Origin of the sequence: Glutamicibacter nicotianae, from assembly GCF_006539525.1 — a bacterium.
Classification (GTDB): Bacteria; Actinomycetota; Actinomycetes; order Actinomycetales; family Micrococcaceae; genus Glutamicibacter; species Glutamicibacter nicotianae.
The window spans coordinates 42,524-67,205 of the sequence record NZ_BJNE01000010.1; the positions used below are offsets into that span (position 1 = coordinate 42,524).

General features: G+C 64.5%; 24 protein-coding genes and 1 riboswitch. Of the genes, 17 read left to right on the top strand and 7 right to left on the bottom strand.

From position 1 onward, the window contains the following. Positions 1 to 77: 77 nt before the first annotated feature. The gene (locus ANI01nite_RS11880; RefSeq protein ID WP_141358202.1) at positions 78 to 1,268 is read left to right on the top strand and encodes an LOG family protein; all 1,191 of its coding nucleotides are present in this window, start codon (positions 78 to 80) and stop codon (positions 1,266 to 1,268) included. Positions 1,269 to 1,333: 65 nt separating this feature from the next. Here the strand turns inward: ANI01nite_RS11880 and ANI01nite_RS11885 are convergent, their stop codons facing one another. From ANI01nite_RS11885 to ANI01nite_RS11895, 3 genes are all read right to left on the bottom strand, one after another. Beyond that, positions 1,334 to 2,437 (bottom strand): VIT1/CCC1 transporter family protein, encoded by a 1,104-nt coding sequence (locus ANI01nite_RS11885; RefSeq protein WP_141358204.1) that lies wholly within the window; start codon positions 2,435 to 2,437, stop codon positions 1,334 to 1,336. Between the two features lie 54 nt (positions 2,438 to 2,491). Then, positions 2,492 to 2,758 (bottom strand): hypothetical protein, encoded by a 267-nt coding sequence (locus tag ANI01nite_RS11890; protein WP_141358206.1) that lies wholly within the window; start codon positions 2,756 to 2,758, stop codon positions 2,492 to 2,494. Positions 2,759 to 2,773: 15 nt separating this feature from the next. Then, positions 2,774 to 2,887, bottom strand: a riboswitch (SAM riboswitch). A 67-nt stretch (positions 2,888 to 2,954) separates the two neighbouring features. Next, on the bottom strand, positions 2,955 to 3,542 hold the full coding sequence (locus tag ANI01nite_RS11895; RefSeq protein WP_141358208.1) for a DinB family protein: 588 nt from the start codon (positions 3,540 to 3,542) through the stop codon (positions 2,955 to 2,957). Between the two features lie 136 nt (positions 3,543 to 3,678). On the opposite strand from ANI01nite_RS11895, the gene ANI01nite_RS11900 reads away from it, so the two are divergent. The 3 genes from ANI01nite_RS11900 (at position 3,679) to ANI01nite_RS11910 (ending at position 6,472) form a co-directional block, all read left to right on the top strand. Continuing rightward, positions 3,679 to 4,245, top strand: a complete 567-nt coding sequence (locus ANI01nite_RS11900) for a cupin domain-containing protein (RefSeq protein ID WP_038990023.1) — start codon at positions 3,679 to 3,681, stop codon at positions 4,243 to 4,245. A 174-nt stretch (positions 4,246 to 4,419) separates the two neighbouring features. Continuing rightward, positions 4,420 to 4,836: a hypothetical protein gene (locus ANI01nite_RS11905; RefSeq protein ID WP_073706503.1), complete on the top strand. Its 417-nt coding sequence runs from the start codon at positions 4,420 to 4,422 to the stop codon at positions 4,834 to 4,836. Between the two features lie 106 nt (positions 4,837 to 4,942). Continuing rightward, the gene (locus ANI01nite_RS11910; RefSeq protein ID WP_141358210.1) at positions 4,943 to 6,472 is read left to right on the top strand and encodes an APC family permease; all 1,530 of its coding nucleotides are present in this window, start codon (positions 4,943 to 4,945) and stop codon (positions 6,470 to 6,472) included. Between the two features lie 58 nt (positions 6,473 to 6,530). Here the strand turns inward: ANI01nite_RS11910 and ANI01nite_RS11915 are convergent, their stop codons facing one another. Beyond that, positions 6,531 to 8,066: a PucR family transcriptional regulator gene (locus ANI01nite_RS11915; protein ID WP_141358212.1), complete on the bottom strand. Its 1,536-nt coding sequence runs from the start codon at positions 8,064 to 8,066 to the stop codon at positions 6,531 to 6,533. An 81-nt stretch (positions 8,067 to 8,147) separates the two neighbouring features. Here ANI01nite_RS11915 and ANI01nite_RS11920 point away from each other — a divergent pair, with 81 nt between their 5' ends. The 3 genes from ANI01nite_RS11920 to ANI01nite_RS11930 all read left to right on the top strand — a co-directional run bounded on the left by ANI01nite_RS11920 (position 8,148) and on the right by ANI01nite_RS11930 (position 12,342). Continuing rightward, positions 8,148 to 9,506, top strand: coding sequence for an aminotransferase class III-fold pyridoxal phosphate-dependent enzyme (locus ANI01nite_RS11920; RefSeq protein ID WP_141358214.1), 1,359 nt, complete (start codon positions 8,148 to 8,150; stop codon positions 9,504 to 9,506). A 206-nt stretch (positions 9,507 to 9,712) separates the two neighbouring features. Further along, positions 9,713 to 10,702 carry an agmatinase gene (gene speB / locus ANI01nite_RS11925; RefSeq protein ID WP_038990019.1) on the top strand — a complete coding sequence of 330 codons (990 nt, stop codon included), beginning with the start codon at positions 9,713 to 9,715 and terminating at the stop codon, positions 10,700 to 10,702. Continuing rightward, complete coding sequence (locus ANI01nite_RS11930) at positions 10,699 to 12,342, top strand: thiamine pyrophosphate-binding protein (RefSeq protein ID WP_038990018.1); 1,644 nt, start codon at positions 10,699 to 10,701, stop codon at positions 12,340 to 12,342. The genes speB and ANI01nite_RS11930 overlap by 4 nt, the downstream gene beginning before the upstream one ends. Before the next feature lie 94 nt (positions 12,343 to 12,436). Here ANI01nite_RS11930 and ANI01nite_RS11935 read toward each other — a convergent pair whose 3' ends face one another. After that, positions 12,437 to 12,649 (bottom strand): hypothetical protein, encoded by a 213-nt coding sequence (locus ANI01nite_RS11935; RefSeq protein WP_141358216.1) that lies wholly within the window; start codon positions 12,647 to 12,649, stop codon positions 12,437 to 12,439. A 76-nt stretch (positions 12,650 to 12,725) separates the two neighbouring features. Continuing rightward, positions 12,726 to 13,586 (bottom strand): inositol monophosphatase family protein, encoded by an 861-nt coding sequence (locus ANI01nite_RS11940; RefSeq protein WP_141358218.1) that lies wholly within the window; start codon positions 13,584 to 13,586, stop codon positions 12,726 to 12,728. A gap of 101 nt (positions 13,587 to 13,687) precedes the next feature. Between ANI01nite_RS11940 and ANI01nite_RS11945 the strand changes: the two genes are divergently transcribed. From ANI01nite_RS11945 to ANI01nite_RS11975, 7 genes are all read left to right on the top strand, one after another. Further along, positions 13,688 to 14,218, top strand: coding sequence for a MarR family winged helix-turn-helix transcriptional regulator (locus ANI01nite_RS11945; protein ID WP_141358220.1), 531 nt, complete (start codon positions 13,688 to 13,690; stop codon positions 14,216 to 14,218). Between the two features lie 4 nt (positions 14,219 to 14,222). Then, a complete protein-coding gene (locus ANI01nite_RS11950; RefSeq protein ID WP_255314527.1) occupies positions 14,223 to 15,770 on the top strand; it encodes an MFS transporter in 1,548 nt (515 codons plus the stop codon). A 46-nt stretch (positions 15,771 to 15,816) separates the two neighbouring features. Continuing rightward, complete coding sequence (locus ANI01nite_RS11955) at positions 15,817 to 16,536, top strand: GntR family transcriptional regulator (protein ID WP_158024664.1); 720 nt, start codon at positions 15,817 to 15,819, stop codon at positions 16,534 to 16,536. Between the two features lie 152 nt (positions 16,537 to 16,688). Further along, positions 16,689 to 17,834 carry a CaiB/BaiF CoA transferase family protein gene (locus ANI01nite_RS11960; protein ID WP_141358226.1) on the top strand — a complete coding sequence of 382 codons (1,146 nt, stop codon included), beginning with the start codon at positions 16,689 to 16,691 and terminating at the stop codon, positions 17,832 to 17,834. Between the two features lie 27 nt (positions 17,835 to 17,861). Then, positions 17,862 to 19,040: an acyl-CoA dehydrogenase family protein gene (locus tag ANI01nite_RS11965; protein ID WP_121866217.1), complete on the top strand. Its 1,179-nt coding sequence runs from the start codon at positions 17,862 to 17,864 to the stop codon at positions 19,038 to 19,040. Between the two features lie 33 nt (positions 19,041 to 19,073). Further along, on the top strand, positions 19,074 to 20,531 hold the full coding sequence (locus tag ANI01nite_RS11970) for an aldehyde dehydrogenase family protein (protein WP_141358228.1): 1,458 nt from the start codon (positions 19,074 to 19,076) through the stop codon (positions 20,529 to 20,531). Between the two features lie 37 nt (positions 20,532 to 20,568). Beyond that, complete coding sequence (locus tag ANI01nite_RS11975) at positions 20,569 to 21,426, top strand: 3-hydroxyacyl-CoA dehydrogenase family protein (RefSeq protein ID WP_141358230.1); 858 nt, start codon at positions 20,569 to 20,571, stop codon at positions 21,424 to 21,426. Positions 21,427 to 21,510: 84 nt separating this feature from the next. Here the strand turns inward: ANI01nite_RS11975 and ANI01nite_RS11980 are convergent, their stop codons facing one another. Further along, complete coding sequence (locus tag ANI01nite_RS11980) at positions 21,511 to 21,945, bottom strand: pyridoxamine 5'-phosphate oxidase family protein (RefSeq protein ID WP_038990011.1); 435 nt, start codon at positions 21,943 to 21,945, stop codon at positions 21,511 to 21,513. A 96-nt stretch (positions 21,946 to 22,041) separates the two neighbouring features. Here ANI01nite_RS11980 and ANI01nite_RS11985 point away from each other — a divergent pair, with 96 nt between their 5' ends. From ANI01nite_RS11985 to ANI01nite_RS11995, 3 genes are all read left to right on the top strand, one after another. After that, complete coding sequence (locus tag ANI01nite_RS11985; RefSeq protein WP_141358232.1) at positions 22,042 to 23,127, top strand: App1 family protein phosphatidate phosphatase; 1,086 nt, start codon at positions 22,042 to 22,044, stop codon at positions 23,125 to 23,127. Between the two features lie 2 nt (positions 23,128 to 23,129). Then, positions 23,130 to 23,597: an acyl-CoA thioesterase gene (locus ANI01nite_RS11990; RefSeq protein ID WP_038990009.1), complete on the top strand. Its 468-nt coding sequence runs from the start codon at positions 23,130 to 23,132 to the stop codon at positions 23,595 to 23,597. A 63-nt stretch (positions 23,598 to 23,660) separates the two neighbouring features. After that, the gene (locus ANI01nite_RS11995) at positions 23,661 to 24,515 is read left to right on the top strand and encodes a siderophore-interacting protein (RefSeq protein ID WP_052253557.1); all 855 of its coding nucleotides are present in this window, start codon (positions 23,661 to 23,663) and stop codon (positions 24,513 to 24,515) included. The last annotated feature ends 167 nt before the right edge of the window (positions 24,516 to 24,682 follow it).

The following is a 24,682-nucleotide window of genomic DNA, read 5'->3' on the forward strand; positions in this document are numbered from 1 at the left end:
GTTTCACGTTCCGGGCCGTCGCGAAAGTTGAAGGGCCCTTCTGTGAATAATCACTATCCATGACGTAGCGTTGACGCATGTCCCACGTGTGGCCCTACCTTCCAGCCCGAGCAGTGAACATCACCTCGCTCGTCGAATTCGACCGTCTCGCCGCTGAAGCGCTGGTTTCCCACCATGCCCACGGAAAAGGCTGGCGCGTGCACCGCGTGGATCTGCGCGAACGGGATACCGTGCTGAAATCGCTGGATCTTTCCGAAGCGCTGTTCATCGATTGCCAGTTTTCCGGCCAAGGCCAGCAGATCGTTCAGGCGACGGGCGGGCTGTGCATGAGCTCGGGGGCGCAGCTGCCGTTCGAGACCGGCGCCCGCGGCTTGTACACGGCAGAAGAGCTGTACTCGGGGATCTGGACGCAGACCTACCAGCAGGTGCCCGATGCCAAAATATATGCGTACTCCCAGCAGCATGCGGCGGCGAATGCCGACAGCGATCACAGTGCGCTGGCCACGACCCTGCACGATCACCACATTGGCCAGGCGCTGGTCTCGGAGGTGTATGAGGGTAAGTTCAAGGACACTCCGATCATCGGGGTGATGGGCGGGCATGCGATGAACCGGGGCACCACGCAGTACGCGCAGGCCTTGGAGCTCGGGCGCATGATTACCCGTGCTGGCTACGCGGTGGCCACCGGGGGAGGGCCAGGAGCCATGGAAGCGGCCAATGCCGGTGCGTGGCTGGCCGACTATGGGGCAGATGAGATTGCGACGGCCTTGCAGATGCTTGCCGAAGCGCCTGATGCGATCCATCAGCGCACCGGCTGGGCGAGAACCGCCCTGATGGTGAAGGAGCGTTTCCCCAGCCATCGGCAGTCGCTGGGCGTGCCGACCTGGTTCTACGGGCATGAGCCGCCGAATCTGTTTGCCACCCAGATCGCCAAGTTCTTCACCAATTCCATTCGCGAGGCGATCCTGCTGGAGCAGTCCAACGGCGGGCTGGTCGTGCTGCCCGGGGCGGCCGGCACGGTCCAGGAAATCTTCCAGGATGCCTGCGAGAACTACTACGCCATCGGTGCCCGCGTGGTGCCGATGGTGCTGGTCGGCCGCGACTACTGGAGAAATGACCTTCCGGCGTGGCCGCTGCTCCAGGCCCTGGCCAAGGAGCGCGTGATGGAGCAGAAGATCGCCCTGGTGGACACCGCCGAGGAAGCACTGGCGTTTATCCAGTCCATGGAAACCCTGCGGCGGCGCACCCGGCCGGCAAAGGACAACTAGTCCGGGGCATCGAAAATGCCGGGACAGCCGAAGCTGTCCCGGCATTTTCGATGCCAAGCGGAGTATTAGCTGACGCTGACGTCGAAGATCAGGCCCAGGCAGTAGGTGACGGCCGCCGCGCCCCAGCCGATGGCCAGCTGGCGCAAGCCGCGCTTGAATGGGGAGGCTCCGGAGAGCAGGCCCACGATGCCGCCGGTGATCATCAGGGCGATGCCCACCAGCACCACCGACACGATGATCGCGGCCAGCCCGGAGAGGCCGAAGATGTAGGGCAGGATCGGCACCACCGCGCCGGAAGCGAAGAGCAGGAATGAGGTGGTGGCCGCCCCGGTGGCCGAGCCCAGCTCCTGGTGCTCCTTCTCGAGCTCCTCGCCGCGGCCTTCCGGGTTCAGCGAGAAATCAGGGTTGCAGTCGCAGGTGAACAGGCCCATGCGTTCGGCGGCCCGGTGCTCGGCGTCCTCGTCGCTCATGCCGCGGGCCTTGTAGATCAGCACCAGCTCGTTGGCGTCCAGATCCAGGTTCGGGGCTGCGGTCAGCGTGACCTGGGTGGGCCGCGAGGCGGTCAGCAGCTCGCGCTGGGAACGCACCGAAACGTATTCGCCGGCCGCCATGGACAGCGCTCCGGCCAGCAAGCCGGCAATGCCGGAGAACAGCACGAAGGCCGAAGAAACGCCGGTGGCGCCGATGCCCATGATCAATGCCAGGTTGGATACCAGCCCGTCGTTGGCGCCGAAGACCGCGGCGCGGAAGTTGCCCGACAGCCGTGCGCGTCCTGCCGTGGCCAGGGCCCGGACGACTTCCTCGTGGACCTGCTCGTCGGCAGCCATCTGCGCGGTGGCGTCCTTGTCATTGCGGTAGGGGGAGCTGCTCTCGGAGCGCTGGGCCATGGCCAGCACGAACACCGACCCGAAGTGCAGGGCGAGGAAGCGCAGCATGGTGCGGCGCAGCGAGGGGCTGACTTCCTTGGCATGCTCGCCGAGCAGCGTGCGCCAGTGGGATTCATGGCGTGCTTCGGCTTCGGCCAGGCCCAGCAGGATTTGCCGTTCCTGCCCGGTCTTCTTTTCCGCCAGGGCCCGGTAGATGGCGCCCTCGGCGACTTCATCGGCGAGATACTTGCGCCATCGCTGGATCTGCGCTTTGGTCGGTTCGGCGGTTGGGTGCTGTGGCATCTCGAAAAGGCTCTCCTGGAACGTGGAGTTTCCCATGGAAACCCGTGGATCGGCTCAGCTTTCCACTTTAGCCAGCGCCCCTGGACTTGGGAATTTGGCAAGGCTAAATGCATGGCGCCTGCCTGCCGGATTCCCTGCTTCCGGCACCACCAGCAGCAATTCGGAGGTGTCCGGGTCGAAGGCCGGACGGCGGGAGCAGCGGGCGATGAGGCGTTCGAGCCTGAGCGGGTCCGCAACGTAGCGGGTGCACCAGCGGCCCCCGGCGGTGAACTGCACCTGGCCGGTCTGGCGGTCGATGATGGGAAGAATCGGGATAGCCATGGATATCAACTCTCTGGCGAGCTCTTGCCCGTGCACCAGTTGATGCGCGGACCGCTTCTTCATCCGAACCACCCATGAACTTGGGGTTGGTGCGCGGCCAGTCGGAGCTTGGCGCCGCGTCTCGTGAAGCAACAATTCCGAGCGTACCGCCGCATGCGGCGCCAGATGAAGCCGTACTGCGTAATATGACTTCCGGTCAGTTCTCCGGGGCCAGGGAATCGGCCAGCTGCTGCAGCTTCTGGCGGTGTTCAGCCCACTGCGCCGTGGTGTAGCCGGGCAGCAAATCCAGCGTCGCGGTCCAGCCGGCACGGCCGTCGAGCTGCTCGCGGATTATATCCAGCTGCCCTGCATGCCGGGAGGTCTCGGCCAAGGCATGGATGAGCAGATGATCCAAGGTGGTATGCCCGGCCGGCCCCCACCACGGGACGTGCACTGCAGAATCCAGGGCCAAGGCGGCGATGCCTTCGTCCGCGAAGGCGATGGCCTTGCGGTACAGGCCGATCAGCTGCTGCCCGTCCATGTCCGCGGGCGGAAGGAAATCAGCGTCGGGATCATGAGGCGAGATGAACTCGCGGACATAGGCGTCGTTGGCCTCGCGCTGCAGGCAGGTGCCGAAATACTCGTATTCGTTGATCACCAGATGGTGCAGCACGCCCAGGATATGGGTGCCGGTAGGGGTGAGCGGGGTGCGGGCCAGCTGCTCGGCCAGGCCCTCGGCCTTGAAGATCGCATTCTCGCGCGCCTCATTCAGGTACCCGCAGAGCTTGTCCTTGGTGCTGTCCATGGACAGAGTCTAATGATCGCGGCCGGCCCGCGGTAGGGGACACCGCGTGTTTACCATTGGTAAACTTGCCTGCAGGCCGTGAAAACCCAGTGCTTGCGGCTGCAGCTGCCGCCCACGACGTCGATGGAGCAAAACGATGAAAACCCTGCCCGTTGAACCAACCGGTGCTGCGATCAACATCGGTGCGCGGCTGCGCGGGGTGCGGCAGACCCAGCGGATGACCATTGACCAGGTCGCCGAGCTCTCCGGGTTGACCAAGGGCTTCCTCTCGCGTGTGGAGCGCGACCTGACCAGCCCATCGGTGGCGACGCTGCTGCGCTTGTGCGAGGTGCTGGGCATCGAGGTCGGCACGCTTTTCGAGGTTCCGGAAACGAAGCTGGTGCGCCTGGACCAGGCACCCCGGGTTTCACTGGGTGGCGATGGGATCACCGAGCAGCTGGTGACGCCACGCAGCGAAAAGCGGCTGCAGATGATCCGCGCCGAGATTGCGCCGAGGGGCACTGGCGAAGCGGAACTGTATTCGATGGATTGCGAGCTGGAAGTGCTGCACGTGATCGCCGGAGAATTCATCCTGATCCTGCCCGACCAGCGGCTGGAGCTTCAAGCGGGCGACACCGTAACCTTCCCGGGGCGCGAGCCGCATAGCTGGGAGAACCCTTCCGATGAGCCGGCCGTGGTGACCTGGACGCTGATCCTCTCCTGAGCCCGGCCCCTGCGCCCGCTGCCGCGGCACGCTCGGCGCGATGCGGCTGCGCGTTCGCTGCCGCGGCACGCTCGGCGCGATGCGGCTGCGCGTTCGCTGGCGGGGTGGGCAACCGCGTATTCTAGGAACGATGCGTTGTTCCGGGCGCTCGGAACAATTGGCGATGGGAGAGGCGTGAAGACAGGCGAACCAACCGCGACGCAGGACCAGCTGCGCAGCATCAGCTGGTGGGCTTCGGTGCTTTTCGGCGTTCTTGTCGGCACCACCTTGACCTGGATCCGCACCCAGCGCAATTTCTTCTTCCTCGGCGCCGTGATTCTCGCTGTTGTCATCGTGACCATCGGCGTGCGGACAATTCGCCGGCGTGCCCGTTTCCCGCAGATGGCGCAGGCGCGCACCTCCTGGACCTATGCGCTGTGGACCGCCATCCTGCTCATCCTGGCCGGCCCGATCCAGCTGGTATACGTGGCCGATGACCTTTCCGAGTTGACCATCAAGTCACTGGTGATGTCCGCGGGCTTCGCACTGGGCATCCATGAGGTCGATCGGGCGCTGGTGAATGCCAGCAAGAAGGGCTCCGAAGCGGCCTGAGTTCCTGGTTTGGATGAAACGGCCTGAAATGTAGTCAAAACATCCAATACGTTGTGGCGTGTTTGCGCATAGTGTGATCCTGATCATCTTTCCAGGAGGGAATGCCATGGCAGGAAACACCGCAAAGAACCACTCCGCAGAACCAAGACTCAAGAAGGTCCTGGGCCGCTGGGACGCCTTGGCCATAGGTGTTGGCGCGATGATCGGTTTTGGCTGGGTCGTGCTTACCGGCGACTGGATCACCACCGCCGGTCCGATAGGAGCCGCGCTGGCCATGCTGGTCGGCGGCGCGATCATGGCGGTCGTGGGCCTGACCTACGCCGAATTGGTTGCCGCCATGCCGAAAGCTGGAGGCGAGCACAACTATCTGCTGCGCGCCATGGGCGCCCGCTGGTCCTTTGCCGGTTCGTGGGCGATCGTCGGTGGCTATATCACGATCGTGGCTTTCGAAGCAGTGGCCCTGCCCAAATCCGTGCTCTACCTCTTCCCGGATCTTTCGCACATCAAATTATGGGAAATCGCCGGTTCCGAGGTCTACCTGACCTGGGCTCTGGTCGGTGTAGCCGGGGCGGTGGCGATCACCTGGATCAACATCCGCGGCATCAAGACCGCCGGTGTGGTGCAGACCTTCGTGGTGATCTTCCTCTTTGTCATCGGCGCCATGCTGCTTGCCGGTGCATTCAGCGGCGGCCAGAGCACGAACATGGAACCGTTCTTCGAGAACGGGGTTGCCGGCTTCTTCGGCGTGATGATCGTGGTGCCGTTCATGTTCGTCGGCTTCGACGTGATCCCGCAATCCGCCGAGGAATGCGACATCGCCCCGCGGAAAATCGGCAAGTACGTGGTGGTTTCGGTGCTCATCGCCACCGCCTGGTACGTGGGGATCATCCTGGCCACCTCCTCGGGAATGGGCGCTTCCGCACTCGCCGGATCCGAGCTGGCCACGGCTGACGCGATGGGGGCGCTGTTCAATTCCGGGATCATGGCCAAGGTGCTGATCGCCGGCGGCATCGCCGGGATCCTCACGTCGTGGAATTCCCTGCTGATGGGTGCGTCGCGGCTGATGTACGCGATGGCCAGCTCGGGAATGCTGCCGCGCTGGTTCGCCTACCTGCATCCGAAGTACCGCACCCCGAGCCACGCGCTGCTCTTCATTGGCGGGCTGTCGGTGCTGGCTCCATTCTTCGGCTCCGCCATGCTCGGCTGGCTGGTGGATTCCGGCTCGCCATCGATCGTGATTGCCTACCTGCTCGTGGGCGTGGCCTTCCTGATCCTGCGCCAGCGCGAACCGCAGATGCCGCGCCCGCTGCGCGTGGGCGGCGCGGGCAACGGCGGCAAGGTAATCGGCGTGCTGTCGGTGGTGTTCTGCGCCGGGCTGATCTCGCTGTACCTTCCGGGAATGCCGGCGGCCATCGCCTGGCAGCCGTGGCTGCTCTTCGCTGCATGGTGGGTGCTGGGCACGGGCTTCCTGCTACGGGTTCCCCGCGGGGTCGCCCCGGGCGAATTCGCCGAAGACGAGCTGCTGCAGAAGCTGAGCATCCGCCAGCAGGCCAAGCTCGGTGCCACCGGGCCGGATGCAGTGGCGGGGCGCCGCACCGTTGCGCCGAACCCAAGCTCAACGCGGCTCAAGGGCTGAGGTCCGCTGCACCCGAAGCACGCCGCGGGATCTGGTACTGCCAGATCCCGCGGCATGCTTATTTCTGCATCCGGCGAAGTGCCAGCCATAGCGAGGCGGCGGCATCCGGATCATCAAGGTCGATGCCAAGCACATCCTGCGCCACGCTGATGCGGTGGCGCAGGGAATTGCGGTGGATGCCCAGTTCGCGGGAGGCTTCCTCCCAATGCCCGCGGTGGCGCAGATAGGAGGTGACCGCCGAAAGCAGATCGGCGCGCGGGTATTCGGCGAGAGCTGTGACCCAGGTTTCCGCGCGGGCATCGAAGCCCGGGGAGCTGGGGGCCATGGTCCCCACCGGGACAGCATCCAGCGCGTGGCGCAGGGCAGGGAGATTGGCGGGGATCTCGGCCAGGTTCAGCGGGTGGGAGAGCACCGCCCGGACCTCGGGTGCCGGGGAATCGAATGGTTCGCGCGCCATCGGTTCCGTGGTGCTGCCGGCCGGCGGCGCCAGCGGCGCGTCTGTGCCGGGATGTTCCGCTGGTTCGGGGAGGACCAGATAATTTTCGGAGCCATCCTGGTAGTGGAGCTGGCATTCTTCGACCGCGGCGGAGATATCGGGCAACGCCGCTGGACGCTGGAGCGAAGGCAACGCATGCAGTGCGGTCGCGGCATCGGTATTGGCTCCTGCCCGGTACACCAGGATCCGCACGCGGGAAGGCAAACTGTCCAACCCGGCGTCTTCCCCGACCAGGCGCGCCGCCTCGGGTTGGCCATGCAGCAGCAATTTGGCGGTGGCCGCGCTGAGCGCCTGATGCGTGCTGGCGGCCAATTCCCGCTGCCTGGCGCGCAGGGACAGCAGCGTGCACGCGGTCATGATGATCTGCCGGTCGGCCTTGGTCGGCTTGCGGCCTGCGGATACGCCGAGATATCCCTGGATCCTGGTCCCGGAAAGGATAGGGTAGAGCACCACTTCGTGGCCCTGGACCTCGAACGTGGACGCAGCGGGCATGCCGTTGCGCCGGAAACGCATGGATTCATGGTGGAGCTCGTCCAGGAATGCTTCGGCTGACGCCGGGTAGCAGGTCGCCGGGCGGGCATCGACCGAGAGGTAGGCGGCCCAGCCTTTCAGGGCTTCGGCCAAGCCGCGCACTACGGCATTGATGGCATCCGGACGGACCGCGGCCCGCGCCAGCGCAGTCTGGGTGCCCAACGAGCCCATCAGGTTCGACTCCTGGTCGCGTGAGGCCAGGCGCCAGTAAGCCCGTGAAATATTCTGGAATGGGATTTGGTCGGGGACGATGCCCAGCTCAATGCCGGCCTGGTCGCAGGCCTCGACGACATGCTCGGGCACGGCGCGCAGCCAGGGACCGAGCCCCAGTCCCAAAGCGAATACCTTCTTGGCCTGCAGCCGGCGCATGTAGGCGCGGGAAGCTTCAGCGCTGGCGGCGAAGGGCATGCCGGTGGTCAGCAGCAGCTCGCCGCCATCCAAGTAGGCGGTGGGATCCTCCAGCTCGGAGACATGCACCCCGCTGACCGGCAGGGCCCGGAAGGTTCCGGCAGTAGCGGGGAGGAATTCAGCACCCAATTCCGTGCCGAGCTGCAAAAGGGTAATCATTGGGTAAATTATCCAAGAAAGATGCCAAGTTTGGATGTAATGGCCAATGACGCGTGTCACGCGGATTTCTAGGCTTGAGCCATGACTGAAACCCTCGCCGCCATCGACGCGCCAGCCCTGCCCCAGACCCGCTATCTTGCCACCAGCATTCCCGGCCCCCGCTCAGCTGTGCTCCACGAGCAGCGGGTGCAGCAGGTCAGCAGCGGCTTTGGCATCACCCTGCCGGTCTTCGTCAACCGGGCCGATGGCGGGATCATCGAAGACGTCGATGGCAATCGCCTGATCGACTTCGCTTCGGGAATTGCCGTGACGTCACTGGGTGCTTCCAACCGCCGTGTGGCCGAACGAGTGGCCAAGCAACTGGAGGACTTCACCCATACCTGCTTCATGGTCACGGAATACGAATCCTTCACCCAGGTGTGCAGCTGGTTGAACCAGCACACCCCCGGCGATTTCGAGAAGCGCACGGCGCTGTTCTCCACCGGGGCCGAGGCCGTGGAGAACGCGGTTAAGATTGCCCGTGCCGCCACCGGGCGGGCCAATGTGCTGGTCTTCGACGAGGCCTACCATGGCCGTTCGCTGCTGACCATGGGCATGACCGCCAAGGTCAATCCGTACAAGCTGAACTTCGGCCCGATGCCCGAGCATATTGTGCGCGCCGCTTCGGCGAACCCGTTGCGTCCCGCCGCCGGCGCGCCCACCGTCGAGGCGGTCTTGGCCTCGGTCGAGCAGACCTTGGTGGAGCACGGCCCGCAGACCTTCGCCGCGATGGTCATCGAGCCGATCCAGGGCGAAGGAGGTTTCGTGGTTCCGATGGCCGGATTCATCCCGGGCCTGCGCAAGCTGGCTGACAAGCACGGCATTGTGCTGGTCATCGACGAGATCCAGGCCGGCATGGGGCGCACCGGAAAGCTCTTTGCCTCGGAGCACGAGGGCGTGGCAGGCGATCTGATCCTCACGGCCAAGGCGCTGGCCAACGGAGTGCCGCTGTCTGCGGTGACCGGCCGCAAGGAGCTGATGAATGCCCCGCACGCCGGAGGCCTGGGCGGCACCTATGCCGGAAACCCGCTGGCCTGCGAAGCGGCGCTGGCAGTCTTCGAGCAGTTCGAGGACGGGGCGCTGCTGGAAAATGCCCAGCTCATTGAGCGGGTAGCACGCGAAATCCTTGAACCGCTGGTGCGGCAGACCTCGGTGGTGGCCGAAGTGCGCGGCCGCGGAGCCATGCTGGCTATCGAGTTCGCCGACGCGGGCAGCTTGGCGCCGCGCCCTGATGTGGCCGCCGCAGTGTCCAAGGCCTGCCATGGCGCCGGGGTGCTGACCTTGACCTGCGGCACGCACGGCAACGTGCTGCGCCTGCTGCCGCCGCTGGTGATCGGCGAAGAACTGCTGCGCGATGGATTGGGGGTGCTTGCCCAGCAGATCCGCAGCGCTGCCAGCTGATCTCCTCACTTCTCCTCCCTGGAATCCCAGCGCAAGCCGCAGTCCTTTCCCGGACTGCGGCTTGCGCCCTTTTATGCCCGCATTCTGCCTGGCCCTGTCGTTGGATCTTGACGTGACCCAGCAGACAAAATAGCATAATGGAAAACTGAAGTTTCATATTAGACAACTTGGGCTGTGGTCCTCGTGCGTCTGGGGAGGAAGTTGCGATGAAGGAAATCCGCATCGAGGAAAATGGCCGGCTGGGACCGATCAATGCCGCGGAGATTCCCCGCTATGCAGGGGGCGGCACCTACGCCCGGCTGCCGCGCCTGGACCAGGTGGAGCAGGCCGACATCAAGATCGTTGGCGTGCCTTTCGATACCGGTGTGTCCTACCGTCCCGGCGCCCGCTTCGGCGCCAACCACGTGCGCGAATCCTCGCGCCTGATCCGCCCCTACAACCCGGCCACCGACACCTCGCCCTTTGCGCAGAGCCAAGTGGCAGACGCCGGGGACATGGCGGTCAACCCGTTCAACATCAACGAGGCCATCGAGACCATCGAGCACAACGCACTGGAACTGACCAGCGACGGCTCCACCCTGGTCACCGTGGGCGGCGACCACACCATCGCGCTGCCGCTGCTGCGCGCCGCCTCCCAACGCGCCGGAGCCCCGGTGGCGATGCTGCACTTCGACGCGCACCTGGATACCTGGGACACCTACTTCGGCGCCGAATACACCCACGGCACCCCGTTCCGCCGTGCCGTCGAGGAGGGCATCCTGGATACCGAGGCGATCTGCCACGTGGGCACCCGCGGCCCGCTTTACGGCAAGAAGGACCTGGAGGACGACAAGCGCTTCGGCTTCGGCATCGTGACCAGCTCGGATGTCTACTACCAGGGCGTGCGCGAAATCGTGGACAAGCTGCGGGACCGCATCGGCAACCGCCCGCTGTACATCTCGGTGGACATCGACGTGCTGGACCCGGCGCACGCCCCGGGCACCGGCACCCCGGAAGCCGGCGGCATCACCAGCCGCGAGCTGCTTGAAATCCTGCGCGGGCTGCGCGGGCTGAACATCGTCGGCGCGGATATCGTGGAAGTGGCCCCCGCCTACGACCATGCGGAACTGACCGGAGTGGCCGCCAGCCACGTCACCTACGACCTGATCAGCCTAATCAGCGACTTCCGCGCCAGCAAGGGAATGAATGCCTCATGAGCGAGCAACCGCAACGCAACGGCGGCGACCTGGTCATCGAGACCCTCACCGCACTCGGCGCCAAGACCGTGTTCGGGATCCCCGGCCAGCACGCCCTGGGACTATTCGACGCGCTCTCGCGCTCCAGCCTGGAATTCATCTCCTCGCGCGTCGAGAACAACTCGGCCTTCGCCGCCGACGGCTACTCCCGGGCCACCGGGGAAGTGGGCGTGCTGTTCCTCTCCACCGGCCCCGGGGCGCTGACTTCCTTGGCCGGGCTGCAGGAAGCCTACGCCACCGGTGTGCCGATGGTCGTGGTCGCCAGCCAGATCCCGCTGGACGGGCTGGGCGCCCGCCGCAAGGGCATGCTGCACCAGCTCGATGACCAGAAGGCCTCGGCCGCCAATGTCACCAAGTTCCAGCAGACCGTGCACCATGCCTCCGGCATCCCCTCGGCCATCCAGGACGCCTGGGCCCGGGCCATCACCGTGCCCATGGGGCCGGTCTGGGTCGAGGTGCCGCAGGACGTGCTGCTCGCGCCGGTGATGGTGCCGCCGGTGCAGGACGCCCTGGCCGAAGCCTATGAGCATCCGCCGCGCGAAGAGCTGATCGGCGAAGCCATGCGCTGGCTGGCCGAGGCGAAGCGCCCGGCCATCATCGCCGGCGGCGGCGTGCGCCGGGCCGGGGCGCAGGCCGAGCTGCTGGCCGTGGCGGAGAAGCTGCAGGCCCCGGTGCTGTGCAGCCCCGGCGGCAACGGCGCCTTCCCCTGGGAGCACGAGCTCTCCTTGCAGTCGTGGGTCGAGGACCGCTACGTCTCGGAGGTCATGGAAGACGCCGACGTGCTGGTGGTCATCGGGTCATCCCTGGGCGAGGTCACGAGCAACTACTTCACCCTGGAACCGCGCGGCAAGATGATCCAGATCGACGCCGAGCCGCGCGTGCTCGAATCCAACACCCCCGCCCTGGGCATCCGCGCCGATGCCCGCGAGGCCCTGAAATTCCTCGATGGGGAAATGCGCAAGACCGGCTTCACCGCCCAGGCCTCGTGGCATGGGAACACCCCGCAGCAGGTGGTGGCCGAGACCCTGGAGAAGGTGCAGGCCCGCCTGGATGCCCAGGACCTGGGCAAGGAGCGGAAGTTCATGGCCGATATCCGGGCCGCCGTCCCGGCAGGGATGCAGACCTTCTGGGACATGACTATTGCCGCCTACTGGGGGTGGAGCTGCTGGGACGCCAAGGACGGCGAATTCCATTCCGCGCAGGGCGCCGGCGGCCTCGGCTTCGGTTTCCCCGCCGCGATCGGCGGAGCCATCGGCTCGAAGCAGCGCGTGCTGGCGGTCAGCGGAGACGGCTCATCGATGTACTCCATCGCCGAGCTGGCCACCGCCAAGCAGCACCATGCACCGGTCACCTGGCTGATCGTCGATGATGGCGGCTACGGCATCCTGCGCGAGTACATGGAGGGAGCCTTCGGCAAGGCCACAGCCACCGAGCTGGCGCGGCCCGACTTCGTCGCGCTGGCCCAGTCCTTCGGCATCCCCGCCCGGGCGGTGGAACCGGAAGGCATCGGTGCCGCGCTCGCCGAGGCGCTGGAGGCGGACGGGCCGAACGTCATTGTGGTCCGCACCCTGCTGAAGATGTTCGCGCCCACGCACCTGTAAAGGCATCCGGACACGTCGACGGCCTCGGATCCACTGCTCTCACGAGCGGTGGGTCCGGGGCCGTGGTGATTAATAGATGGTGAAACGGTGCAGGTCAGTGGGTGAAGTGGAATACCACGCCGAAAAGCACTGTCGAGACGCCCAGGCAAATGCCGATGAGCAGTGGCTCCCAGTCCAGGGACTGGGCTGCCAACATCACTGCGAAGGTAGCGAAAAGCAGAATTGCTCCGATGCCTCCCAGGATCACCCCTCCGCCACCATGGTGCCGCACGGCGGAGTGTGCGGTCCGGTTAATTAGTGGTGCCATGCCGCCATGGTACGTCCGAAACCGGCCAAAGCCGAGGGGTGGGGCCAATAACTTCGATATTGTCTGCTTTGTTGGCTCAGCGGCCGGTGCGCAGCTGGTGGATTTGCTCGGCAGCGGAGGCCAGTGAGGGATAGTCGGCACCTGGCCCCTGGGCGATGAATCCGGGGCAGTGGTGGTCGGCCAGCCCCGGTTGCCCGTAGGACAGGCCGCGGAACGTGCCCTTGGCCATGCGCACCAGATGCGCGCCGGCGGCCACATCCCACACCTTGGTATCGAAACCGATCACGGCATCGCACCAGCCTGCGGCCACATGGGCCAGGGACAACGCGGCGCAGACCTTGCGCCGCACCGTGGCGAAGTCCTGGATCCACTGGCCCAGAAGCTTCAGCGACAGATCTCCGTCCTTGAGCATGGATTCCGCTCCCGGGTAATCGGTCATCAGGTTGGCGCGGGACTGCTCGGGACGGGCACCGGGCTCAAGGACTTGTCCATTGAGGAATGCGGTATCCGAATTGGCACTGAATTCATCGCCGGAGATCGGATCGAGGATTGCGGCGGCAACCAGTTGGCCACCGATGGCGGCGGCGATCGAGATGCAGAAGAATGCCACGCCGTGGACGAAATTGCTGGTGCCGTCAATCGGATCAACGATCCACTGCACCTTGCCGGGAGCCTGCTGGCCGTGCTCGCCGGAGATCCGCTCTTCGCCGAGCACCCAGGAACCGGGGCAGGCCGAGAGCAACGCGTCGGTGATGATCCGCTGGCTGCGCCGGTCGATGTCGGTGACCAGATCATGCGTGTTGGTTTTGTGTTCGGCGTGCACGGTGCCGCGGAAAGAAGCGCGCAGCAGTTCGGCGGACTGGCGAGCTGCTTCAAGCGCTGCAAGGCGCAGTTCTTCGGCGTTGTTGGTGCGGGATTGGACTCGCTGATCATTCACGAAGTCCAGCTTACCGCCGGCACGCAACGCCAAAACGTTGACTAAAGCAACTAATTAAACTTACTGTGGTGGAAACATAATAGATAGGCAGCCGATAGACCGTGGACAAGTCTCCAGACAGCCATTCGGATTCAGAGCTCAAGAGCCTGCTCGACGAGCTGGCGCGCAGTTCCAGGATCCTACGCGTGTTCTCGCATATGGACCAGACGGATCCCGAGGTTTCCAACGCCTCCCATCATGTGCTCAAGACGCTGAAATCCCGTGAACCCACGCATGCTGCCGACCTTGCCCAGGTACTCGGCATCGGCACTGCGGCAATGAGCCGGCACCTGGCGGAACTGGAGCAGTCGGGCCTGGTTGACAGGCGGCCCAGCCAAATCGATGCCCGCCGCCATGTGCTTTGGGTGACCGAGGCGGGGTGCGAGCGGCTTGAATTCCGCGACCGATTGCGCCTGGAGCGCATGCGCCAGGTCCTTCCCGACTGGGACAGCTCCCGCATGGCCAGTGTTGCCCACGCTTTGGGCGAGTTGAACGATACGATGATCCGCGGTATCCAATCCCAGCGCGCCGATCAGTTCGGCACCGAGCAAAGCACCACCGGAAACAACGCAGAAAATACCGACCTTGGATAAGAGCATGCCGGAAAAAAACCGTCCTACCGACCTCACCGAGGTGGCCGCGGACCAGCCGCAGATGGACCAGCGCGAGGTGCTCAAATCCATCGCTGGAGTCTTGGCATCCTTCTTCGCCGCGATGCTCGCGGCGACCATCGTGTCCATTGCCCTGCCGACCATCATGGATGTCCTGGGCGGCTCGCAAACCGACTTCAACTGGGTCTTGAGCACCACGCTGCTGGCTAATGCCGCCACCACCCCCATCTGGGGCAAGATGGCAGATCTCTTCGACAAGAAGAAGCTGCTGCAAGCGGGCATCCTGGTGTTCGTGCTCGGCTCGCTGCTGGCCGGGCTTGCCTGGTCGATCCCAGTGCTGCTGTTCGCCAGGGTCATCCAGGGCATCGGCATGGGCGGGCTGACGGCCATGGGCATGGCGGTCATCGGCACGGTCATTCCGCCACGCGAGCGCGGACGCTATTCGGGATATTTCGGCGCGGTCATGGCTGTCTCCACCGCGGCAGGCCCGCTGCTGGGTGGATTCATCGTGGACTCGCCACTTGGCTGGCGCTGGTGCTTCTTCTTCGGCATTCCGATCAGTTTGCTCTCGATGATCCTGATCCACCGGACCCTGCACCTGAAGCACGTGAAGCGCCCGGTGCACATCGACTGGGTGGGCGCCATCCTGCTGACCACCTCCGTCTCCATCCTGCTGATCTGGGTGTCCTATGTGGGCAAGGATGATTACTTCGGCTGGAATTCGTGGCAGACCTACACCATGGTCTCGACGGTCATCTTGCTGGCCCTCGCACTGCTGCTCGTGGAATCGCGGGTTCCCGAACCGATCATTCCATTGAAGATCATTTGCACCCGGACTACGTCGCTGGCGATCCTCGCCTCGATCTCGATCGGCGTGGGAATGTTCGGCACCGGCGCCTTCATCGGCCAGTACTTCCAGATCGCCCGCGAAGCCACGCCCACCATGGCCGGGCTGATGACCCTGCCGATGATCGCCGGCAACTACTTCGGATCGGTCTTCTCGGGACAGATGATCACCCGCTTCGGCCGGTGGAAAATCTACCTGCTGATCGGTTCAATCCTCAATATCGCCGGCCTTGGCCTGTTGGGAACGATGCACCACGATACCGAATACTGGATCTTGGCCTGCGGCATGTTCCTGAACGGCGTGGGCATGGGGTTCATGCTGCAGAACCTGGTGCTCTCGGTGCAGAACACGGTGAAAGTCACCGACATCGGTGCGGCGAGCTCTTCGGTGGCGTTCTTCCGTTCAGTTGGCGGCTCGGCAGGCGTCGCGGTGCTCGGCGCGCTGCTGTCCCGCAATGTGGCTGACCTCATCAGCGAATCCTTGGCGGCCAAGGGGCAGCTTTCCGCGGCACCGGCCACCGAGGATTCGCTGAATCTTTCGGGGATGCCCGATGCGTTGCGGCTGGTGGTCGAAGCCGCCTATGGCGAGGCGACAGGTATCGTCTTCACCGTTTCGGCAGCCGTGGCAGTTATCGCCTTCGTATGCATCGTGCTCATCAAGGAAGTGCCGCTGCGCAAGACGGTCTAGCGGGCGTGGCGTTGTCGCGGAGGCGAATCAGGATAAGCTTCAAACCATGAGTAGCATGCAACCGATCCAGCAGAAGGCGTCCCTGACCGAGCAGGTGTCCACGATGATCCGCGCTGCCATCGTTGCCGGCGAGATGGCTCCGGGGGAGCACTACTCAGCCATCGGCATCTCGGAAAAGCTGGGCGTCTCGCGGACTCCGGTGCGCGAGGCCCTGCAGCTGCTGGAAAAAGAGGGCATCGTGACCGTGGCGAAAAACCGCGGGGTGCGCGTCAACCAGATTTCCCTGGACGAGATTGTTGAAGTCTTCCAGCTGCGGCTGGCCATTGAGCCTGCTGCTGCCTCACGTGGCGTGCGGAATGCGACGGAGGATGATATCAAGCAGCTGAAGTCGCTGCACCAACGCATGCTCGAGATCGGTGAAACCGGTGATGGCCGGGCAACGCTGGAAGCGGACAAGGAATTCCACCTCTACCTGCTGGGGCTGGCCGGCAACGCGAAGCTCGACAACGTGGTGGGGGAGTTGCGCAACCTGGTCCTGGCCCACGGGCAGACCACGGTGCCTTTCGCCCGGTCCAGCCAGGATCTGGCCGGGGACCGCGAGGAAATCATGGCAGCGATTCTTGCCAAGGATCCGGATGCCGCCGCAACGGCGGTTCGCGATCACGTCATGCGCACCGCGCAGATGCTGATTAAGTCCGTCTGCTCGCGGACCGAGGGACTGGACGCGCAACCGTTCTTGGAGCGGTTGGACGCTTTGATTTCCTAGCATCAAGCCTGAGCGTTCGGCACCAGCTGGAGCCCCATAGGCCTCTAGAGGGCAATGAATTATCTGAAAACCTTGCCAAGGTGATCTGCGCGACATAGAGTTGCATGCAACATGTAACTTATAATTTTTGTGGATTGAAGGTGTGGAAGCGAATGAGCCAACCGCTCGAAGGGATCAAGGTCATCGACCTCTCGCGCATCCTGGCCGGACCGCTATGCTCCATGACGTTGGCGGACTTCGGAGCCGACGTCCTCAAGGTGGAAAGCGCTGCCGGGGATGAGACCCGCAGCTGGAAGCCGCCGGTCAACGCCCAGGGCATCAGCACCTACTACTGGTCGGTGAACCGCAATAAGCAGGCAGTAGTCGCCGACTTTGCGGACACGGCACAGCTGCACGCCCTGCGCGAATTGATCCGCGAGGCAGACGTGCTGGTGGAGAATTTCCGTCCCGGTGTCCTGGCCAAATTCGGCTTGGACTACGAGAGCCTGCGCGAACTGAATCCGGCACTGGTCTATTGCTCCATCTCGGGATTCGGCGAAAAGCAGGGTGCGGCACTGCCCGGCTTCGACCTGCTGGTGCAGGCAGTGGGCGGGCTGATGAGCATCACCGGCGAACCGTCGGGGCCGCCGAGCAAGGTGGGTGTGGCCCTGGTGGATGTCCTGGCCGCGCAGAATGCGGTGGCCGGGATCCTGCTGGCCTTGCGCGAACGCGATTCCAGCGGCATCGGCCAGCGGGTGAGCATCAACCTGCTCGGCTCGCTGCTGGCCGGGCTGACCAACCAGTCCAGCAGCACGCTGGCCACCGGAAAATCCCCGGCACGCATGGGCAACGCGCACCCGAGCATCGCCCCCTATGAAACCTTCGCAGCCAGCGATGGCGTCGTGGCGATCGCGGTAGGCAACGACCGCCAGTTCGCCGCCCTGGCCCAGCACCTGGGCCAGCCGGAACTGATCCACGATCCGCGCTTTGGCAGCAACAGCGCACGCGTGGCCCACCGGACCGAACTGAAGGCCATCATCGAAGCGGCCACCGCATCGGCCACGGCCGCGCACTGGGCGGCAGCGCTGATGGCCGCGGGAGTCCCCGCCGGCAAGGTCAACTCCATCGCCGAGGCCATCGACTTCGCCAAGGAGCTCGGCCTGGATCCGGTCGTGCTGATCACCGATCCGGCCACCGGAGAGGTGAGCGAGCAGATCGCCAGCCCCATCGGGCTCTCGCGCACCGGAGCCCAATACCGCAGCATCCCGCCGGCCCACGGGGAGCACCAGGAACTTCTTGGCACCTTCGCCAACAGCTAATCGCAAGAACTTTCAAGGAGATACACCATGACCACCATCGAACGCCTGCTGGACCCAGCGGACCTGATCAACTTCGACTCCCTGCTCTCGTCCGAGGAATTGGCGCTGCGAGACACCGTGCGCGGTTTCGTCAACGAGAACATCAAGCCGAATATCGCCAAGTGGTACAACGACGCGGTCTTCCCGCTGGAAATCGTTCCGGAGATGGCCAAGCTGGGCCTGCTGGGCATGCACCTTCAAGGCTACGGCTGCGCCGGCCGCTCGGCCGTGGAATACGGCATCGCCGGGGCCGAGCTGGAAGCCGGTGATTCGGGGCTGCGCACCTTCGTTTCGGTCCAGGGCTCGCTGGCCATGAGCGCCATCTACAAGCACGGCTCCGAGGAGCAGAAGCAAGAATGGCTGCCGAAGATGGCCGCCGGCGAAGCGATCGGCTGCTTCGGGCTGACCGAACCCACCGCAGGCTCGGACCCATCGAGCATGAAGACCTTCGCCCGCCGCGACGGCGATGACTGGGTGATCAACGGCTCCAAGCGCTGGATCGGCCTGGCCAACGTCGCGCAGGTGGCAGTGATCTGGGCGCAGACCGATGAGGGTATCCGCGGATTCGTCGTTCCCACCAGCACCCCTGGCTTCACCGCCACGCCAATCGAGCAGAAGCTGTCCATGCGCGCCTCGATCCAGTGCGACATCGACATGGTTGATGTGCGCCTGCCAGGAACTGCGGTATTGCCCGAGGTCAAGGGACTGAAGGGGCCTTTCTCCTGCCTGAACGAAGCCCGCTACGGCATCCTGTGGGGTTCCATGGGCGCCGCCCGCGACGCTTTCGAGGCGGCCTTGGCCTACTCGCAGGAGCGCCTGCAGTTCGACAAGCCGCTGGCCGGATACCAGATGACCCAGCAGAAGCTGGTGGACATGGCCTTGGAAATCAACAAGGGCTTCCTGCTCGCCCTGCACATCGGCCGGTTGAAGGACGCCGGGAACCTGGATTTGCACATGATCTCGGTCGGCAAGCTGAACAACTGCCGCGAAGCCATCGCGATCTGCCGTGAAGCCCGCACCATCCTGGGCGGCAACGGCATCACCCTGGACTACTCGCCGCTGCGCCACGCCAACAACCTGGAGTCGGTGCGCACCTACGAGGGCACCGACGAGGTGCACACCCTGATCCTGGGCAACAAGCTCACCGGCGTGCCGGCCTTCCGCTAAGCCGCGAAGCCACAGAAGACGGGAAAGAATCCAATGGAACTTTCGACAACAGTTGCCACCCTGGAGCACTACATCAACGGTGCCTGGGTTCCCGGAGACGGCGGGCGCATCGGCTCGACGGCCGCAGCAGACCAATCCAGCATCCTCGCCGAGGGCACCGCAGCCAGCACGGGCCAGGTGGCGGCCGCCTTTGATGCCGCCCGCACGGCGCAGAAGTCCTGGGCCGCCACCCCGATGGCAGCCCGCGGGGCGATCTTGGCCAAGGCCGCCGGCTACCTGACGGAGCATGCCGAGGACTTCGGCGCGGAACTGGCCGCCGAGGAGGGCAAGACCCGGGCCGAAGGCACTGGCGAAGTGCTGCGCGCAGCGCAGATCCTCACCTACTATTCCAGCGAATCCGAACGCGCTGCCGGCACCGTCTTCCAATCCCCGCGCGCCGGGGAGCAGATCCTGGTGACGCATAAGCCGCTGGGGGTGATCGGGGTGATCACGCCCTTCAACTTCCCCATCGGGATTCCTGCGTGGAAGATCGCCCCTGCGCTGGTCTTCGGCAACACCGTGGTGTTCAAGCCGGCCAGCCTGGTGCCGCTGCTGGCCATCCGCCTGGTGCAGGCCCTGGAGCATGGAGGGCTGCCCGCCGGCGTGCTCAATCTGGTCATCGGACCCGGAGCGCTGGGCGATGCCTTCATCGCCAATGAGCAGCTGGACGGGCTGACCTTCACCGGATCCACCGGGGTGGGCCGCAAGCTCTGCGCCGCGGGGGCAGCGCGCGGGATTCCGGTGCAGGCGGAAATGGGCGGCAAGAACGCATCGGTGGTGCTGGCCGACGCCGACCTGGACCTGGCCAGCGAGCAGGTGCTCTTCGGGGCGTTCCGCTCCACCGGGCAGAAGTGCACTGCCACCAGCCGGCTGATCCTCGATCAGGCCATTGCCGATGAGTTCCTGGCCAAGCTCACCGGGCGGCTCGCGCAGTGGGTGACCGGGGATCCGCTGGATCCGTCGGTGCACATGGGTCCGCTGGTGGATGCCAAGTCGGCCACCTCGGCAGCCCAGGGGATCGAACGATCGCTGGAACAGGGCGCGACACTGAATTATCGCGGGCAGGCCCCGGACACTGGCAGCTTCCTGGCCCCGACCATCCTGGAGCTCCCGGACGGGGAAGCGGGGCGGGCCAACTGCGCATGGCAGGAAGAATTCTTCGCACCGATCCTGGCGGTGCGCCGGGTCAACGGGTGGCAGGAAGCCTTCGAAGCCGCTGAAGACTCGGAATTCGGCTTGAGCTTGGCGCTGTTCACCTCGAATCTCGCGCTGGCTCTGGAAGCGCAACAAACTCTCGACGTGGGAATTTTGCATGTAAATTCGGAGTCAGCAGGTGCCGACCCGCATGTGCCTTTCGGCGGTGCGAAGGCTTCTGGCTACGGACCGAAAGAGCAGGGAGCGGCAGCTCGCGAGTTCTACACGCACACCACGACGACCTACCTGCGCGGCTGAAGGGTGCCGGGCGGGACTGCAAAGAGAGTAATGATCAATGACGATTGAACGTATTTTGGTGATTGGCGCCGGCACCATGGGCCGGCAGATTGCGATGAGCTGCGCGTTGGGCGGATACAGCACAGTGCTGCAGGACATCTCTGCCGACGCGCTGGACGCCGCCCGTGCCGAACTGGAATCCTGGGCTGCCGGGCGCGTGGCCAAGGGCAAGCTGGATCAGGCCACAGCCGATGCGGCGCTGGGACGCCTGAGCCAGGACACCGATCTGGTCCAGGGCGCGACCACGGCGGACCTGGTCATCGAGGCCGCGGTAGAGCGCTTGGATATCAAGGAGCAGATCTTCGCGAAGCTCGGCGAGCATGCACCGGCCCACGCCATCCTTGCAACGAACTCCTCGACGCTGCCGTCCTCGAAGGTGGCCGAGGCCAGCGGCCGTCCGGAGCAGGTGTGCAATATGCACTTCTTCAATCCGGCATTGGTGATGAAATGCGTCGAGGTGGTTCGCAATGCGCAGACCAGCGACGCCACCATCGAGGCCGTCACCGAGGTGGCCAACCGGCTCGGAAAGAACCCGGTGCTGGTGAACAAGGAGATCCCCGGGTTCATCGCCAACCGCATGATGGGCGCGATCAACGCCGAGGCGCTGAACTTGGCGCACGCTGGAATCGCCAGCATCGAGGACATCGACACCACCGCGAAAACCGCGCTGGGCCACCCCATGGGTCCGTTCGAGCTGATGGACATGGTGGGCCTGGACGTCATCGATTTCATTGCCCAAGCGACCTACGCCGAAACCGGCGATGCGGCCGATCAGCCGCACCCGCTGATCACCGAAAAAGTTGCAGCCGGCAAGCTCGGGCGCAAGAGCGGGGAAGGGTTCTACCCTTACTCCTGAGCACGGCCCAGGCTGGAAACGCCGCTGCCTGCCCGATCAGCATCGGGTGGGCAGCGGCGTTTTCCGTGCGGTTCTCCAGGGGAGCTATTCAGCGACCTCTGGCTGCTCACCGAGCTGGAAATGCCGTCCGGAGATGGAATCGACATTGACCCGGATCCAGAAATCCTTCTGGGTCGGGATCCATGGAGAGACGCCGCTTTCGCGCGCCTCCTTGATATCCGCTTCATGCTCCAGCACCTCGGCGCTGCCGTGCACGACCACCGACCACGCCTCATCGGAAAGGATGCCGTCGGCTTCGAAGGCAATCTTTTCATTGATCGACATGGCCGCCAGCTTGTTTCCGGGCGCAGTGCGCAGGAACAATTTGCCGTTGTGCACCCCGTAGTTCACCGGGACGATATCGATCAACCCTGCAACCGAGGTCGCCACGCGTCCGTGGGAGGTGTGCGAGAGCAGCTGCCACGATTGGTCCTCATCCAAGACCAGGACCGGACTGTTCATTTCGTGTTCGAATTTCATAGCACCAGTTTTCTACTCTTTGTAGAAAAGCGCAAGGGCCTGAGACACAAGTTCTCGTTTTCCTTTGCGTGGGCGTCGGCATGAAAGACTGGAGCCATGAGTCATATTTCGGCTGATGGCGATGCACGGCATGTAGCGTCGCGAATTGAAGACGGAGTGCATCGGTGGCGTGCGCGGCGCGCCCTGGCCAATGGCCATCAAGCGGTCATCCTGCCCTATGTGGGATATGGCTCCACCGGACCGAGCGGTGGCTGGATCCGCGTCTTCGCCCGCGTGGTGCTGGCCAAACCGGGCGCCTTCGAGGACGGGCAGCACAAGGCCCAGGTGATTGCCGATGGCATTCGCGGCTTCCGCAACTTCATCTCCCCGATCCTCCCCGGCGGCAAGGTCAGCATCGACGTGGGCGACCATCGCTTCGAGGTGCAGGCCGATCGCGGCGGTGTCATCGATGTGAAGCTGATGGTCGACCTGCCTGCCGGCTGGAACGAGATCCGCCTCCAGGCCCATGACGGCGATGACGCGCAGGCAAAGATTCTCGTGATCGACCAGGCGCAGAAGTTTGGCGTGATCAGCGACGTGGATGACACGGTCGTGGTCACCGCGCTGCCACGACCGCTGCTGGCGGCCTGGAACTCCTTCGTGCTCTCCGAGCACGCCCGCGTGGCGACCCCAGGGATGGCGGTAATGCTCCAGACGGTGTTGCATGAGCATCCGGGATCTCCGACCATCTACCTGTCCACCGGCGCATGGAATGTCGCGCAGACCCTGCAGCGCTTCATGTCGCGCAACCTGTTCCCCAAGGGGCCGCTGCTGCTGACCGATTGGGGACCGACCGACCGTTCCTGGTTCCGCAGCGGAATGCAGCACAAGGTCGACCAGCTGCGTCGGCTGGCCGAGGAATTCCCGCATATTTCGTGGGTGCTCGTTGGCGATGACGGCCAGCATGATCCGGCCATCTATGCGGAGTTCGCGCGCCGCTACCCGGAACTGGTCCGGGCGATCGTGATCCGCCAACTGACCCCTTCCGAAGCGGTGCTGGCCGGCGGGCGCTCGCATGAACTGCGCCGGACCACTCCCGGGGTGCGCTGGGTCTACGAGCCGGACGGAGCACGCATCCTGCGGGAACTGGCCAAGCTGGGAATCGCGGGCAACGACAGCACGAACCTGTTGAAGGAAGATTAGCCATGGATGGAACCACCCTGCGGGTGCAGGTGCCGATGCGCTGGGGCGACATGGATGCCTACGGCCATGTCAATAACGTCAACCTGATCCGGCTGATGGAAGAAGCGCGCATCGCCGGCTTCGGCGTGCCCGGCGGCACCGGGGCGCCAGGCGCCCAGCCGCAGGCCGACATCTTCTCGGCGGTGCCGGTCGGAACCCAGATCCTCGTTGTCGAGCATCGGGTGCGCTACTCCCGTCCGCTGGAATACCGCAACGTGCCGGTCAACGTGGACCTCTGGGTTGCCAATATCAAGCCTGCGAGCTTCGACATCTGCTACGAATTCCGCGACCCGGTGGAAGACCACCTGTGCGTCAAAGCGGCCACGACCCTGGCCTATTTCGACCCGGCGACCTCGCGCGTGCAGCGCCTGAGCCCCGAGGAACGGGCAGGGCTCAGCGCATATGAAGGGCCCTCGACCTTCCCGAAGTGAGCACTTGGGCTCCTGTCAATTAGGATTGATCTATCTACCCTTATTAAGACAGGAAGTGATGTTGTGTCCCAGCCCGCTGGTGGTCGCCCGCAAACTGGAGGTCGCCCCGCGCGCCCTCAGGTCCTCCTGCAGGTCCTCAAGCGTGAGAGCATCGCACCGCATCTGGTGCGGCTCACCCTTGGTGGCCCAGGCATCTCAAATTTCGTCGACAAGCCGGTCACTGATCGCTACGTGAAATTCCTGTTCGCCAAGCCCGAGCTGGGACTCGAGCTGCCCTACGACATGGAGGCGCTGCGCGAGCAGCTGGCTCCCGAGGACATGCCGGTTCGCCGCACCTACACCGTGCGCCGCAGTGACATGGAGGCGGGCACCATCGAGGTCGACTTCGTGGTCCACGGCGATGAGGGCCTGGCAGGCCCGTGGGCGCGAGATGCGCAGATCGGCTCGTCCATCTGCTTCTCGGGCCCGGGCGGCATGTTCGTCCCCAAGGAAGAATTCGATTTCCACTTCTTCGCCGGAGACGAAACCGCCATCCCCGCCATCGCCGCATCCCTGGAATCCATGTCCCCGCAGATGAAGGGCCTGGTGGTCATCGAGGTCGCCGATGAGGCCGATGAAATGCAGCTGCAGGCTCCGGCCGGCATGGAGATCCGCTGGATCCACCGCAATGGGCAGTTCACCCCTGAAAGCACCATTCTCGAGTCGGTGATCCGCGAGATCCCGTGGCCCGAGGGCCGCGTGCAGGTCTTCGCCCACGGTGAGCGCGAAGTGATGAAGAAGCTGCGCCACTTCTTCTATGACGAGCATGGAGTGGACCGCCGCGACATGTCGCTATCCGCCTACTGGGCCTACGGCCGCGCCGAAGACGCGTTCCAGGCCGAGAAGCGCACGGACATCGGCAAGATTTTCGCCGATTAGCCTGAGTCTGTCACCTGATTCGCCGAAGTTAGATCGACCTAAGAAACTATTTGAAAAATTACGCAAATAGGTATTGACGTTATTGCCGGTTCTTAGGTTATGCTTATTCCAGAGCTTCTCCCGTGTGTGGTCGGGAGAAGCGTCAAGCTTGACCGATATTTATCGGC

Excerpts from the sequence above, each read along its gene's own strand:
- ANI01nite_RS11930 (WP_038990018.1), top strand. The coding sequence starts at position 10,699 with ATGAGCGAGCAACCGCAACGCAACGGCGGCGACCTGGTCATCGAGACC.
- ANI01nite_RS11920 (WP_141358214.1), top strand. The coding sequence starts at position 8,148 with ATGACTGAAACCCTCGCCGCCATCGACGCGCCAGCCCTGCCCCAGACC.
- ANI01nite_RS11885 (WP_141358204.1), bottom strand. The coding sequence starts at position 2,437 with ATGCCACAGCACCCAACCGCCGAACCGACCAAAGCGCAGATCCAGCGA.
- ANI01nite_RS11890 (WP_141358206.1), bottom strand. The coding sequence starts at position 2,758 with ATGGCTATCCCGATTCTTCCCATCATCGACCGCCAGACCGGCCAGGTG.
- speB (WP_038990019.1), top strand. The coding sequence starts at position 9,713 with ATGAAGGAAATCCGCATCGAGGAAAATGGCCGGCTGGGACCGATCAAT.
- ANI01nite_RS11985 (WP_141358232.1), top strand. The coding sequence starts at position 22,042 with ATGAGTCATATTTCGGCTGATGGCGATGCACGGCATGTAGCGTCGCGA.
- ANI01nite_RS11980 (WP_038990011.1), bottom strand. The coding sequence starts at position 21,945 with ATGAAATTCGAACACGAAATGAACAGTCCGGTCCTGGTCTTGGATGAG.
- ANI01nite_RS11915 (WP_141358212.1), bottom strand. The coding sequence starts at position 8,066 with ATGATTACCCTTTTGCAGCTCGGCACGGAATTGGGTGCTGAATTCCTC.
- ANI01nite_RS11955 (WP_158024664.1), top strand. The coding sequence starts at position 15,817 with ATGAGTAGCATGCAACCGATCCAGCAGAAGGCGTCCCTGACCGAGCAG.
- ANI01nite_RS11950 (WP_255314527.1), top strand. The coding sequence starts at position 14,223 with ATGCCGGAAAAAAACCGTCCTACCGACCTCACCGAGGTGGCCGCGGAC.
- ANI01nite_RS11990 (WP_038990009.1), top strand. The coding sequence starts at position 23,130 with ATGGATGGAACCACCCTGCGGGTGCAGGTGCCGATGCGCTGGGGCGAC.
- ANI01nite_RS11970 (WP_141358228.1), top strand. The coding sequence starts at position 19,074 with ATGGAACTTTCGACAACAGTTGCCACCCTGGAGCACTACATCAACGGT.
- ANI01nite_RS11935 (WP_141358216.1), bottom strand. The coding sequence starts at position 12,649 with ATGGCACCACTAATTAACCGGACCGCACACTCCGCCGTGCGGCACCAT.
- ANI01nite_RS11960 (WP_141358226.1), top strand. The coding sequence starts at position 16,689 with ATGAGCCAACCGCTCGAAGGGATCAAGGTCATCGACCTCTCGCGCATC.
- ANI01nite_RS11975 (WP_141358230.1), top strand. The coding sequence starts at position 20,569 with ATGACGATTGAACGTATTTTGGTGATTGGCGCCGGCACCATGGGCCGG.
- ANI01nite_RS11910 (WP_141358210.1), top strand. The coding sequence starts at position 4,943 with ATGGCAGGAAACACCGCAAAGAACCACTCCGCAGAACCAAGACTCAAG.
- ANI01nite_RS11880 (WP_141358202.1), top strand. The coding sequence starts at position 78 with ATGTCCCACGTGTGGCCCTACCTTCCAGCCCGAGCAGTGAACATCACC.
- ANI01nite_RS11965 (WP_121866217.1), top strand. The coding sequence starts at position 17,862 with ATGACCACCATCGAACGCCTGCTGGACCCAGCGGACCTGATCAACTTC.
- ANI01nite_RS11895 (WP_141358208.1), bottom strand. The coding sequence starts at position 3,542 with ATGGACAGCACCAAGGACAAGCTCTGCGGGTACCTGAATGAGGCGCGC.
- ANI01nite_RS11900 (WP_038990023.1), top strand. The coding sequence starts at position 3,679 with ATGAAAACCCTGCCCGTTGAACCAACCGGTGCTGCGATCAACATCGGT.